Source organism: Sedimenticola selenatireducens (assembly GCF_007625115.1).
Classification (GTDB): Bacteria; Pseudomonadota; Gammaproteobacteria; order Chromatiales; family Chromatiaceae; genus Sedimenticola; species Sedimenticola selenatireducens_A.
The window spans coordinates 138,629-152,062 of record NZ_VMNH01000003.1; the positions used below are offsets into that span (position 1 = coordinate 138,629).

The 13,434-nt window shown below is 53.2% G+C and carries 11 protein-coding genes; 5 read left to right on the plus strand and 6 right to left on the minus strand.

Translation table 11 applies throughout. The annotated features are described in order from the left end of the window. Positions 1-133 precede the first annotated feature (133 nt). From mgtE to argA, 3 genes are all read right to left on the minus strand, one after another. Positions 134-1,492 (minus strand): magnesium transporter, encoded by a 1,359-nt coding sequence (gene mgtE, locus FHP88_RS01725; protein ID WP_144357256.1) that lies wholly within the window; start codon positions 1,490-1,492, stop codon positions 134-136. A gap of 154 nt (positions 1,493-1,646) precedes the next feature. Further along, positions 1,647-2,756 (minus strand): cation diffusion facilitator family transporter, encoded by a 1,110-nt coding sequence (locus tag FHP88_RS01730; RefSeq protein ID WP_144357257.1) that lies wholly within the window; start codon positions 2,754-2,756, stop codon positions 1,647-1,649. Positions 2,757-2,761: 5 nt separating this feature from the next. Beyond that, on the minus strand, positions 2,762-4,090 hold the full coding sequence (argA, locus tag FHP88_RS01735) for an amino-acid N-acetyltransferase (RefSeq protein WP_144357258.1): 1,329 nt from the start codon (positions 4,088-4,090) through the stop codon (positions 2,762-2,764). A gap of 118 nt (positions 4,091-4,208) precedes the next feature. Between argA and FHP88_RS01740 the strand changes: the two genes are divergently transcribed. Next, on the plus strand, positions 4,209-4,634 hold the full coding sequence (locus FHP88_RS01740; RefSeq protein WP_260843128.1) for a DUF192 domain-containing protein: 426 nt from the start codon (positions 4,209-4,211) through the stop codon (positions 4,632-4,634). Positions 4,635-4,642: 8 nt separating this feature from the next. On the opposite strand, the gene argE is transcribed toward FHP88_RS01740, so the two are convergent. Both argE and FHP88_RS01750 read right to left on the minus strand, forming a co-directional pair. Then, positions 4,643-5,788 (minus strand): acetylornithine deacetylase, encoded by a 1,146-nt coding sequence (argE, locus tag FHP88_RS01745; protein WP_144357260.1) that lies wholly within the window; start codon positions 5,786-5,788, stop codon positions 4,643-4,645. Between the two features lie 60 nt (positions 5,789-5,848). Next, positions 5,849-6,427 (minus strand): TetR/AcrR family transcriptional regulator, encoded by a 579-nt coding sequence (locus FHP88_RS01750; RefSeq protein WP_144357261.1) that lies wholly within the window; start codon positions 6,425-6,427, stop codon positions 5,849-5,851. A gap of 103 nt (positions 6,428-6,530) precedes the next feature. Here FHP88_RS01750 and FHP88_RS01755 point away from each other — a divergent pair, with 103 nt between their 5' ends. Both FHP88_RS01755 and ilvD read left to right on the plus strand, forming a co-directional pair. Then, positions 6,531-7,616, plus strand: coding sequence for a PQQ-dependent sugar dehydrogenase (locus tag FHP88_RS01755; RefSeq protein WP_144357262.1), 1,086 nt, complete (start codon positions 6,531-6,533; stop codon positions 7,614-7,616). A gap of 79 nt (positions 7,617-7,695) precedes the next feature. Beyond that, positions 7,696-9,546 carry a dihydroxy-acid dehydratase gene (gene ilvD / locus FHP88_RS01760; RefSeq protein WP_144357263.1) on the plus strand — a complete coding sequence of 617 codons (1,851 nt, stop codon included), beginning with the start codon at positions 7,696-7,698 and terminating at the stop codon, positions 9,544-9,546. Between the two features lie 123 nt (positions 9,547-9,669). Here ilvD and FHP88_RS01765 read toward each other — a convergent pair whose 3' ends face one another. Beyond that, positions 9,670-10,338, minus strand: a complete 669-nt coding sequence (locus FHP88_RS01765) for a TIGR04211 family SH3 domain-containing protein (protein WP_260843129.1) — start codon at positions 10,336-10,338, stop codon at positions 9,670-9,672. A 510-nt stretch (positions 10,339-10,848) separates the two neighbouring features. Between FHP88_RS01765 and typA the strand changes: the two genes are divergently transcribed. Then, positions 10,849-12,672, plus strand: a complete 1,824-nt coding sequence (gene typA / locus FHP88_RS01770) for a translational GTPase TypA (RefSeq protein ID WP_144357265.1) — start codon at positions 10,849-10,851, stop codon at positions 12,670-12,672. 283 nt (positions 12,673-12,955) lie between these two features. Further along, positions 12,956-13,393: a D-aminoacyl-tRNA deacylase gene (dtd, locus tag FHP88_RS01775; RefSeq protein WP_144357266.1), complete on the plus strand. Its 438-nt coding sequence runs from the start codon at positions 12,956-12,958 to the stop codon at positions 13,391-13,393. The last annotated feature ends 41 nt before the right edge of the window (positions 13,394-13,434 follow it).

Below are 13,434 nucleotides of genomic sequence, written 5' to 3' on the forward strand. Positions count from 1 at the left end.
AGCGAAGCGAATAATCCATACCGCTTAGAACATAGGGCGGGCCGTGCCCGCCGATGGCGCCCATGGGGCGCCCTATGGCGTGTTGCCAATGAAGAGCCCATCACTACATAGTGTAGAAGAAGGAGCAAACGGTCTAGATCAGAAACAGTGTTGCGAGTCCAAGGAAACTGAGAAAGCCGATTACATCGGTTACAGTCGTCAGGATCACGGCGCCAGAGAGCGCGGGATCGATACCCCAGCGGTTAAGCAGCAGGGGAATGACAATACCCGATAATGCGGCGGCGAGCAGATTTAGGATCAGGGCTATGCCGATGATCAGCGCAATCCCTATGTTGCCAAACCAGAGGTAAGTGACCAGCGCTACTACGACCGCCCACACCATGCCATTCACGGCGCCGACCAGAACTTCTTTGGTTAACAGCCAGCGTACGTTGGCGTTGGCGATCTGGTTAAGCGCCAGAGCGCGAATCGTCAGGGTCAGTGTCTGACTACCGGCTATTCCACCCATACTGGCTACGATCGGCAGTAAAACAGCCAGGGCAACAATCTGCTCCAGCGCCTCTTCAAACCGGCCAATCACCCAGGCGGCGATGAATACGGTGATCAGATTGATACCCAGCCACACGCCCCGCCGTCTGGCGCTGGGCAATACTGGTGCAAACATATCCTCTTCATCATTCAAGCCGGCACTGCGCAGCAGGGCGCGGTCAGACTCTTCACGGATAACGTCAACAATATCGTCGATGGTGATGCGTCCGAGCAGTTTTCCCGCACTATCCAGCACGGCCACCGAGATCAGATCGCGTCGCTCAAACAGAGCGGCCACATCATGTTCGCTGAGATTGTCCCGAACAGTGGCCGCCTCGGGTTGCATGATCGCTTCCACTTCGGTTTCTGGATTACTGGTCAGTACATCAGCCACATCCAGCTTGCCGAGATAAAGTCCTTCATCATCGATCACCATCAAGCTGTCTGTATGGGGCGGTAGAGATTCATGTCTTCTTAACCAGCGCAGAACAACCGCAATGGAAACGTCTTTACGTACGCTGATGACGTCGGTGCTCATCAGGCGGCCGGCACTCGCCTCCTCAAAGGTGAGGACGCTGTCCAGGCGTTTTCGGTGATCAGCATCCATGGAGATCAGCAGCGCGTTGGTCAGGTCTTCCGGTAATTCATCGATGAACTCGGCCAGATCCTCGGGCGCCATTGATTCGGCAGCGGCGACCAACTCACCCTCATCCATTTCGTCGACAATGGTGGTACGGGCTTCGTCATGCAGAAATGAGAGGACTTCACTCTCTTGGGCGACGGGGACTACATCCCACAATTCGCTCCGCTGCTCAGGCGGGAGTGATTCCAGCAGATTGGCTACTTCTGCCGGATGGGTGGCCAGCAGGGTTGCGGTCAGCTCTTCCTGTCTACCGGCTTCCAGGTCGGAGATGACCTGATCAAGTAGGGCGGTTTGAGTGGGAGCTGTTTCGAGTTCAGTCATTTTTTTGCTTCTATCTTTGATTCATCGAACTTCGCCGAAGAGTAAAATGGCCTGCTGTGCGGATGAGATTATCAGCAGGCAATCCTAATATGACAGCCGTTGAGGTAGGGTAGTTGCAGACTCCTCGGTATGGCAGTGCCGAAGTTTGTCGGTTTTACGGTGGCGGTTCGTCAGGAATCTCGGCTAATGTGGCGATGCCTTCGACTTCAATAGTGACATGACTCACCCTGGGCAGTGCTTTTTTTACCGCGGTTTCCAGCTCGTCAATGATCTCTTCTGTACGCTGGAGTGTAACGATCACTGAAGCGCGGGCTGCTGCGTAACAGTGTAGCTTGGCATCGTTACGTTTTTTGGATGGCAGCTGGCTCAATATGGCTTCGCGCTCTGCCTGGATACGTTCGTGCAGACCGGGCACTACCGCCTCTTCACGCAGTTCGATCTCGGCGACCAGTATGGTGTTGGTTTCATCAATGATGATCGAACGAAGGTCATGACAGCGCTCGACCTGATGATGTTTCTTGGTGACCCGGAGAAAGGTTGCCTCTGCCTCACTATCACGTAAATCAGCGAGGAAACGCATGTTGGTAAAGCCTAGATAGAAGGCGATCATTCCCAGCGTGATTGCAATAAGCGCTGAGAAGCTGACATCCCAGATGCCGTTACCAGTGAACGCGGTCAAACCGACACCGAGCGCTGCGAACGCCAGGCCAAGCATGGCGACGGAATCCTCCAGTACCACGGCCACCAGGGTTGGATCGTCGGCTTCGAGAAGAAAACTGAACGGATTACTTTTCCCCGCGTTGTGCATCTTTATCAGATAGGCCTTCAGGGCCACCAAAAAAGAGTACCCCTCCAGTAGGAAGGCGATAGCCAGCACCGCCAAGTTGATCCAGAGCGGGTTGAGCGTGAGCCCCATAAAGATAGAGGGTTCACTCGCGACCTTGGTACCCAGGTCGTGCCAGGAGTGCCAGGCATGAGAGAGTCCAAGTCCGGATCCAATGGAGAAAAGTCCTATGGCGCTCCAGAGGTTCCACAGATACTTTTTCTGTCCATGACCAAAAGCATAACGGTTATCGGCAGGGCGCCCACCTTCACGCAGGCCGATCAGCAGAAAGCCCTGGTTGAGCGTATCCATCAACGAATGGACGGACTCGTTCATCATCGCGGCTGAGCCACTGATCATGGCGGCGAAAAATTTGATGACCGTGACAATACTATTGGAGATGATGGCGGTTATAACCGCCGTTCTGGATCCGTGGGCCATTCTGTTTACAACCCCTTGATAAAGACTTTGGAGTTGCGCTGGTAGTTGTACATCTCCCGCTTGGCCATCGGTAGCGTGCTGACCTGAGACGGCAGGAAGCCCCGTTCTCTGAACCAGTGTGCTGTCTGGGTGGTGAGCACGAATAGCCGGTCGATGCCTGAAGCAAGTGCCCGTTTCTCCATATGCTCAAGCAAGGCGTCACCGCGACCGCTATTGCGATAGTCCGAATGTACGGCGACACCTGCCAGCTCAGCGATCCTGTCCTGAGGGTAAGTGTGCAGGGAGGCACAGCCGATAATCATGCCGTCCAGTTCGACGACAGTGAAGCGCTCGATCTCGGTTTCCAATAGATCACGAGAACGTCTCACCAGTGTGCCTTCGGCCTCCAGTGGACCAAGCAGTTCCAGGATACCGCCGATATCATCAATCCGGGCATTGCGTATCTCTTCATAGGGTTCTGCTGTCAATAGTGTGCCAGCACCATTGCGGGTAAACAGCTCCTTAAGCAGCGCCCCGTCCATATGGCGGCCGATCAGGTGGGTCCGTTTTACCCCGCCCCTGCAAGCCTTGACGGCATGATTCAACTGTTGTACCAGCTCCTCAGGCAAATTTTTACGCCGCGCCAAGAGCACTTCCACTTCACGGGGAATGACGTTGGTCAGTACCTTGCCCCGGGTGTTGGTCACGCCCTTTCCTTCGGTCAGCATGATGAGCTTATCGGCACCCATTGCGATGGATACGGAACTGGCTACATCGGCTGCACTGAGGTTGAACACCTCACCGGTCGGTGAGTAACCCAGTGAGGGGATGAGTGCAATAGCGCCAGCATCCACGACGCGCCGAATGGCATCCGCGTCGATACGTCTTACGACCCCGGTGTGGCCGTAATCAACGCCATCCCGAATGCCGATCGGTTTTGCCGTGACAAAATTGCCAGAGACTACCCGAATATGTACCCCGGCCATCGGAGAGTTGGCCAAACCCATGGATAGGCGTGCTTCAATCTCTACCCGCACGGCACCTGTGGCATCTTTCACACAGGCCAGTGCGGCTTCATCAGTGACCCGTAAGCCATTGATGTATTGCATCTCGGCTTGATGCAGACCTAAACGTTCTTCGATCTGGGGCCGGGCGCCATGTACCAGGACCAGTTTCAGCCCAAGTCCATGCATCAGTGAGATATCGTGAATGAGATCAGCAAAACTCTGATCAGCAACCGCTTCACCACCAAAGACAATGACCACCGTCTTGCCACGATGGGCATGGATATAGGGCGAAGAGTTACGAAACCAATCAACGAAGGGGTCGTGTGCCTTTTTTCTGTTTTTTGCCACTCGCGCAGTTCCCGTTTAATCTATAGACGAGTCTGAAAACCAGGCTCTTCTGTGCTCCATAATGTAAACCCCATTACAGAATAATTCGAGCGGTTAAAGGCCGGTTGCTGAAAAAATCGTGAAAAAATACATAGTTTTACTGTTATTCCTATTGTCAGGATGCAGTTCTCCCCAGTTAGGGACAATCCAGGTAAACAATATCAACGCCTATGTTGAGCTGGCCGTTACACCGGAACAAAGGGAGCAGGGATTGATGTATCGGCAGCAATTGGAAAAAGATCAGGGATTGCTGATGGTATTTGAAAAACCGCAGCAGGTGAGTCTCTGGATGCTTAATACCTTGATCCCATTGGATGTGGGCTATTTTAATAAACAGGGCGAGTTACTGGCGACAACGCAGATGCTGCCGGATGGTGGAAAACAGTTGTACCATTCACCGCCAGAAACCTTCTATGTCCTCGAGATGAACCGTGACTGGTTTAACCGCTACGGTTTGAAGCCTGGGGCGCAATTGACACTTCCAGAAAGCTTTAAGCGCCACTGAGTAGATGTTTACAAACAGAAGTGTCGAATAAGATCTCGTAACACTTTAATCATCGGCTGGATGCGCTCCAGGCCAAGAAATTCATTGGGCTGATGGGCTTGGTCAATATCACCTGGACCCAGAATCAGGGTGTCCATGCCGAGCTGTTGCAGGAACGGAGCCTCTGTACCAAAGGCGACCGATGCCGCGCTGTGTCCGGTGAGTCTTTCTGCTGTCTGTACAATTTCAGTATCGGCCGCAGTCTCCATTGAGGGGACGCCGGGGAAGGGCGTGAAGATCTCCAGGCGCAGTTCACTGCCGGCCATCAACTTTTCCAGCCGCTGTTGCAACTCTTCGTGCAGGCTCTGCAGTGCCATACCCGGAAGCGGGCGCAGGTCTATCTGTAGTTCACAGCTGGCACAGATGCGATTCGGATTGTCGCCGCCATGGATATGCCCCAGATTGAGGGTGGGCACTTCCACCTCAAACAGGGGATTGCGATAGCGTGCCTGTAATTCGTCGCGCCATTGCAGGATGTCACCGATCACCCGGTACATCCCCTCCATTGCATTGACACCCAGTGCGGGGTTACTGGAGTGCCCGGAGCGACCATGCAGCCGTATAACCTCCATGGTGATCCCTTTGTGCATGCGGATGGGCTTGAGTCCAGTCGGTTCACCGATTACCGCATGGCGACCCAGTCGACGATGGGTATCGACCAGTGCTTGTGCGCCACACATGGTGCTCTCTTCATCGGCCGTTGCCAGCAGTGTCAGTGGGTGCTTGAGCTTTGTCAGGTCCAGGTCACGTACCGATTCCAGCACCAGGGCAAAGAAGGCCTTCATGTCGGAGGTGCCCAGCCCGTAGAGACGATTGTCCCGTTCGATGAGTTTGAACGGGTCTGTCTGCCAGCGATTTTCGTCGTAAGGGACGGTATCCGTATGGCCTGACAGTACCAGGCCATCTGGGCCTTTGCCGGCGCTGGCGACCAGGTTGTACTTACCCGACAGACCGGGGATAGGCAGTACCTCAACGCTAAATCCGGCGCTACGACACCAGTCCGCCAGATGCTGAATGACTTGCTCATTGGTCTGGTCCCACTGAGGACTGATACTGCTGACAGAGGGTGCAGCGATCAGCTGTTCAATCATTGGAATCAGGGCGGGTGCGGACATAATGACTCTTACAGGTTGTGGATGGTTTAAAGGGTGTCGATCTTCTTCGGGGATCTTTTATCAGGCGTAGCGATCGAGATTTTCCAGCCAGCGGTTGATCTCTTTGGTTCCACGCTCCAGAAAGCCGGGATCCTGATAGACTTGGGCGATGACAATAATTCCTTGCCCCCTGGCCAGTAGTTCGAGGGAGAGTTCACGCGCCTCTTCGGGGTAGCCCATCTGGGCGAACTGTTTTGCCAGCCATAGCTGAAACATATCGAACAGTTGCTTGGCATCGCTCTTCAGTTCCGGTTGATCTTTGCCCAACTCGACATTGAGTGAACCCATTGGACAACCTGAGCGCAACAGGGCCGGTGTGCTGTCATACATGATCTGTACAAACCGCTCCAGTCGATCGAGCGGTGTCTTGATGCTCTTATCCCAATCAGCAAGCATCACCTTGGTGGTCTCCAGGCGATGCTTTATTACGGCTTGCAACATCTCCTCCTTGGTCTTGAAATAATAGTAGATGTTGCCGCGAGGCACTTCGGCCTCATCCACCACATCGGTAAATGAGGTGCGGTTATAGCCCTTCCGGTAGAAGAGCTGATTGGCGGCATCAATGATTCTCTGCTGAGTACGTTCGCTTTTTGTCGTCATAGTATTGAACAGTGCATGAGTAGTGTTTGGATTATAGTCCTAAATTATCACCCGAAATGGAATCGACTATGCTATTTAATTATTGCATGCACAGGATCCGTCTATGAAACTTATAGTATTGGTTTTCCTTTTTCTCTTGTCTGGGTGGCAGCAGATCGCTGGTGCATCGGCAGCTATAACACTCCCTAATGGTTTCCAGATCACCGTAGCTTTGGAGGGTGTGCCGGATGCCCGCTCCTTGGCGCTTGGTGATCAGAAAACGCTGTTTATCTCAACCCGAAGGGCGGGAAAGCTCTATGCCGCACGCGATGAGAAGGGAGATGGCAAGTTCTCGCGTCCGGTGTTGCTTGCTGAGGGGTTGCGTATGCCCAACGGTATTGCCTTCCATGAAGGTGCACTTTATGTGGCGGAGAATCACCGCATTACCCGTTTCGACGGCATTGAGGGTCGGTTGCACAATCCTCCAGCCCCGGTGGAGATCGCCAAGCTCCCTACGGAAAGGCATCATGGCTGGCGTTATATCGCCTTTGGACCCGATGGGTTGCTGTATGTCTCCATTGGTGCGCCTTGTAATATTTGTAATGAGCCGGGTTACGGCACGATTATCCGTATGCGTCCTGATGGAAAAGGACGGGAGCTGTTTGCCGAAGGCGTTCGCAACTCCGTAGGCTTTGACTGGGCGCCCGGAACAGGTGATCTCTGGTTCAGCGATAACGGGAGAGATTGGCTGGGTGATGACCTGCCTCCGGATGAGATTAATCGCGCTGAATCGCCCCGTTTACACTTCGGCTATCCCTATTGTCACGCCGGTTATCTGGCCGATCCTGAATTTGGCATGCTACGGCCTTGCGAAGATTTTACTCCGCCAGCTTTAACGCTTGGTGCGCATGTCGCCCCGTTGGGAATACGTTTCTATACGGGAAAGCAGTTTCCAGCAAAATACCAGGGTCAGCTATTCGTGGCGGAGCACGGTTCCTGGAATCGAAGTGAACCGGTTGGCTATCGGATAGGGTTGGCGCGAATCGAGTCAGGTGAGGTTAAGTCCTATGAGCCCTTCGCGACGGGCTGGCTCGGAACTGGTGGTGCGGTGAGCGGTCGGCCAGTTGACCTGTTGGAGATGCCAGACGGTTCATTACTGGTCTCAGATGATCATGCCGGGTTGATTTATCGCATTACCTATAACCCCTGATGCTGGGGGGTGCTGTAAAGCAACAAATGGTGGATAATTGACTGATTACTTCCTGATTTAACACAAGCTGGAGAGGATCATGCCCCAATACCGTTCCCGTACTACCACCCATGGACGCAACATGGCCGGAGCGCGCGCCCTGTGGCGTGCCACCGGAATGAAAGACGGGGATTTCGATAAGCCGATCATCGCTGTCGTCAATTCATTCACCCAATTTGTACCGGGCCACGTTCATCTGAAAGATATGGGGCAGTTGGTGGCGCGAGAGATTGAGAAAGCCGGTGGTGTGGCGAAAGAGTTCAATACCATCGCCGTGGATGACGGTATTGCGATGGGCCATGGCGGCATGCTCTATTCACTGCCGTCCCGCGACATCATTGCGGATTCCGTAGAGTATATGGTCAACGCCCACTGTGCCGATGCCATGGTCTGTATCTCCAACTGCGACAAGATCACCCCGGGCATGTTGATGGCTGCCCTGCGCCTGAATATTCCTGTCGTGTTTGTCTCTGGTGGTCCGATGGAATCGGGCAAGACACGCCTGCATGGCAAGGATCTGAAGCTGGATCTGGTGGATGCCATGGTGATGGCGGTAGATGATAAAGAATCTGATGAGGATGTGGCCGCTGTTGAGCGTTCAGCCTGCCCTACCTGCGGCTCTTGTTCCGGCATGTTTACCGCCAACTCCATGAACTGCCTGACCGAGGCGCTGGGGTTGAGCCTGCCGGGCAATGGTTCGCTGCTGGCGACCCATGCTGATCGCCGTGACCTGTTCCTGGAGGCGGGTCGCCTGGTAGTGGATATCGCCCGCCGCTATTACGAGCAGGATGAGGTGGCAGTGTTGCCCCGGTCTATCGCCAGCTTTAAGGCCTTTGAGAATGCCATGTGCCTGGATATTGCCATGGGGGGTTCTACCAATACCGTGTTGCATCTGCTGGCAGCAGCCCATGAAGGCGAAGTGGATTTCACCATGGCCGATATCGATCGGCTGTCACGTAAGGTCCCGCATCTGAGTAAGGTGGCCCCCTCCACCCAGCTCTATCACATGGAAGATGTGCATCGTGCCGGTGGTGTCATCAGTATCCTGGGTGAATTGGCCAAGGGTGGTCTGATCCATACCGATGCCGGCAGCGTGCACAGTGGCACCCTGGGGCAGGCGATTGAGAAATGGGACATTGGCAGAACCCAGGATGAGACGGCGCTCAGCCGTTATCTTGCGGGTCCCGCCGGTATACCAACCCAGACTGCGTTCAGTCAGGAGACACGCTGGCCTAGCCTGGATGTCGATCGTGAAAAGGGTTGTATCCGCAGCATCGAGCATGCCTATAGTCAGGACGGTGGTTTAGCTGTGCTGTACGGCAATCTGGCTGAAGCGGGCTGTATTGTGAAGACGGCCGGTGTGGATGAGTCGATCCTCAAGTTCAGTGGTCCTGCGCGTATTTTTGAGAGTCAGGATGCTGCAGTCGAAGCGATTCTGAATGATCAGATTAAACCGGGTGATGTGGTATTGATTCGCTATGAAGGCCCCAAAGGCGGTCCCGGTATGCAGGAGATGCTCTATCCCACCAGCTACCTGAAATCAAAAGACCTGGGCAAGGCCTGTGCCTTGATCACCGATGGTCGTTTTTCTGGCGGTACTTCCGGCCTCTCCATCGGTCACTGCTCTCCCGAAGCGGCAGAGGGTGGCAACATTGGCCTGGTGGAGGAGGGTGATCTGATCGAGATTGATATCCCGGGGCGTACCATCAATCTGGCCATCAGTGAGGCCGATCTCTCTGCGCGCAGAGTGGCGATGGAGACCAAGGGTGAGCAAGCCTGGTTACCCATTGGGCGTGAGCGTGTGGTTTCACAGGCACTGCAAGCGTATGCCGCATTGACTACCAGTGCGGCACGCGGTGCGGTACGTGATTTGAGTCAGCTGAAACGTTAACTCGCTATAGAGGGTTGTAGTGCTGGGAGTCGGAGTCAATCCGTGTAACGGTGTGGGTTTTAATCACTTCGCTGTGTGGCTTGACTCCGACTCCTTGGTTTACGACACCCGCTATCTCAAAAGTTAGAGCGAACCCCAGGAGCTTTTGCGTTTACGTACACGCAGGCTTGGCAGGATCAGTCCAAGAATAATACCGCCTACCACGACACCGCCGCCGATCAGGAACCAACGCTGATTGCTGTCGTTGCTCAGTTCACGGTTTTCCTGCTTCAGGTCCTCGGCTTCCCTCGTCAGCGTGGCTACCTGCTTGCGCAGATCATTGCGCTCATTGGAAATGCGCACGGCATTGGCAGCGGTTCGGGTGATGGCTTGCAGCTCCTCATCGAGCTTCTGCTTCTCCTGTTGCAGTTTGCTATGCTCGCTGGTAAGGGCCTTGAAATCATCCTGCAACTTGCTCAGTCGTGCACTCAGACGGCCGGGCTCCTCCTGTAACTGGGCCAGTTTGGCCTCGGCATTCACCAGGCGATCCCGTGCGCTGGGAATCGGCATCAGTTGCCTGGTAAGGATGTAACCGGTGGTGCCGTCCTTGGTTTTGACCAGCGAATAACCGGTTTCGTTATTCGTGCTAATCAGTTCAACATCGTATCCGCTGGGTAACATGCGGGTGATTTTGTGGGTTGAACTTTCGCCGGAACGTAAGGTGACCTTGAACTGGTCGGTTACGTAACGGGTCTCTGCCTGCAGATGAGTAACGGCTGTCAGCAGTGTCAGAGTGATCAGGAGTTTTTTCACGCTTACCTCAATGTTGGTGTAAAAATTATGCCGCATTCTTTCAGATCGCCTACTCACTGTCCAAGTCGAAGATCACAAATTAATCGACATTCAACCCTATTTCGACCTGTTATACACACTTATAGACAATCGTTACCGTAGTTAAAATCTGATGTCAACAGCCAATCGCCCTCTGTGAGTAAAAATTATAACATTCTGTTTATAAAGGAGATTATTAATTGTATGAAAAATTATCAATCTAACAGGAATGTAGTATTTTGGCGGGTTCAGGCGGTTTAATCAGAATTTGTCCACAAAGTTATCCACAGGATCTGTGAGTAACCGATAAACCACTTTTGTGACAGATGGATGTCACTTTTGTTGCATGCTTTGTCTCACGAAGTATCGCTAAGTTACTGATTTATGGTGTTGAAGGATAAAAAAATGGGCCATTGTTACGATTGATGAGCTAGAAAAGAGGAATGTGTATATAATGCGCCGCCTTTAAACCTACCTTGGATTGCGGTCCCGATCATGAAACAGTTACGAAACATTGCCATCATTGCCCACGTTGATCATGGCAAAACCACCCTGGTTGACAAGCTTTTACAGCAGTCGGGTACGCTTGGCGACCGCTTCGGACCTGTAGAGCGGTTGATGGATTCCAACGATCTGGAAAAGGAGCGGGGAATCACCATCCTTTCCAAGAATACATCGATTACTTGGAATGACTACCGTATTAATATAGTCGATACCCCGGGGCATGCCGATTTTGGTGGCGAAGTTGAACGGGTTCTCTCGATGGTGGATTCGGTGCTGCTCCTGGTTGATGCCGTTGAAGGGCCGATGCCGCAGACCCGATTTGTTACCCAGAAGGCCTTTCAGCATGGGCTGAAGCCGATTGTCGTCGTCAACAAGATTGATCGAGATGGTGCGCGGCCAGATTGGGTTGTTGATCAGACGTTTGAACTGTTTGATCGTCTCGGCGCCACGGATGAGCAGCTCGACTTTCCGGTTATTTATGCCTCTGCCATCAATGGTTTTGCCGGTGCTGAGAGTGATGTCCGTGAGGGCGATATGACGCCGTTATTTGAGGCCATCGTCAACAACTGTAGTGCGCCGGATGTTGATGTAGACGGTCCCTTTAAAATGCAGGTCTCTACGCTGGCCTACAACAGCTATCTGGGTGCTATCGCTGTCGGCCGTATTACACGCGGAACCGTGCGTAAGAATATGCCCATCACGCTGATTACCCGTGATGGTGATCAACGGCGGGAAAAGATCGGCAAGGTGTTCGGTTTCATCGGGCTTGATCGGGTCGAGGTAGAGAGTGCTTCAGCCGGTGATATCGTGGCGCTTTCCGGTATTGCGGCACCCAATGTATCGGATACCTTGTGTGATCCCGAGCATGCGGAGATCATGCCGCCGCTGACAGTGGATGAGCCGACAGTCAGCATGACCTTTCAGGTGAATACCTCACCCTTTGCTGGAAAAGAGGGCAAATACCTGACTTCCCGGCAGCTGAAGGATCGACTGGAGCGGGAGTTGATTCACAACGTAGCACTGCGCGTGGAGGAGGGTACCGACCCTGAGAAGTTCAAGGTCTCCGGTCGTGGTGAGCTGCATCTCTCTATTTTGTTGGAGACGATGCGACGTGAAGGTTTTGAGATGGCGGTATCTCGTCCTGAAGTTATCTTCCGTGAAGTAGATGGTGAAGTCTGTGAGCCTTACGAGCAGTTGACCGTCGATGTGGAAGAAGAAGACCAGGGCGGCATCATGGAGGCCCTGGGAAGCCGTAAGGGTGACCTGACAGATATGGTTCCAGATGGGAAAGGCCGTGTGCGTCTGGACTATGTCATTCCATCCAGAGGCCTGATTGGCTTTCAGACCGAGTTTATGACCCTGACCTCTGGCTCAGGATTGATCTACCATGTGTTTGACCACTATGGCCCTGCCCAACATGGTGGTATCGCACCACGCAACAATGGTGTGATGATTTCCAATTCTACGGGCAAGGCGCTGGGTTATGCTCTGTTCAACCTGCAGGAGCGGGGACGTCTGTTTACCGAGCATGGCATGGCTGTCTACGAAGGCCAGGTGATCGGCATACATTCCCGGGCCAATGACTTGACTGTCAATCCGATTAAGGGCAAGCAGCTGAATAATATTCGCGCGGCTGGTAACGATGAAAATATCGTATTGACCCCGCCTGTTCGCTTCTCCCTTGAGCAAGCGCTTGAGTTTATTGAAGAGGACGAACTGGTCGAAATAACGCCCAGTGCGATCCGTATTCGTAAGCGTCATCTGAAAGAGCATGAGCGGAAACGGGCATCAAGGACCACGAGTTCAGATTAATAGCGTCCAATAAAAAACCCCGGCAGCAATCCTTGCTGTCGGGGCATGTCGCCGGGCTTGGTTGGCAAAGGGTTCCAGTCCGTGGAATCATCCGTGAGAAGTGGGCCGGTCCATGGGTATCCGTTGTTTGGCGACAGGTATAGATTGCCATGCTTTCCCTGTCTAAGTTGTGCGTTGAATCTCGGGGTTTTGTAGGATAAATCTGAAGAAAGTAAAGCCTGTACTTGGTTTAGTATTCCCTTAAATTTCCGTGTAATATAAAAAATAGTGTAAGTATATCAGCATGATAGGACTTCTTCAGCGTGTTTCATCGGCCTCTGTCGATATATCCGGTCAGCGAGTTGCTGAAATCAACCAGGGATTACTGGTTTTGGTCGGTGTTGAGCGGGAAGATAGCACCCAAAAGTCTGATAGACTATTGGAACGTCTGCTGGGTTATCGGGTGTTTCCAGATGCGGATGACCGCATGAATCTCAGCCTGCGGGATATTCAGGGCGGTTTGCTGCTGGTGCCTCAATTTACCCTCGCCGCCGATACGCATAAAGGGACGCGCCCCGGCTTCTCCTCGGCCGCGACACAGGAAGAAGGTGCACGTTTGTTCGACTACCTCTGCCAGCAGGCCATCACCCTGTATGATAAGGTCAGTACAGGCCAGTTTGGGGCCGATATGCAGGTCAGTTTGATTAACGATGGTCCGGTTACCTTTTGGCTGCAGGTCTGAAATATTTCAAGTCTCGCGACATAAGTCCGTCCTTGGACCGT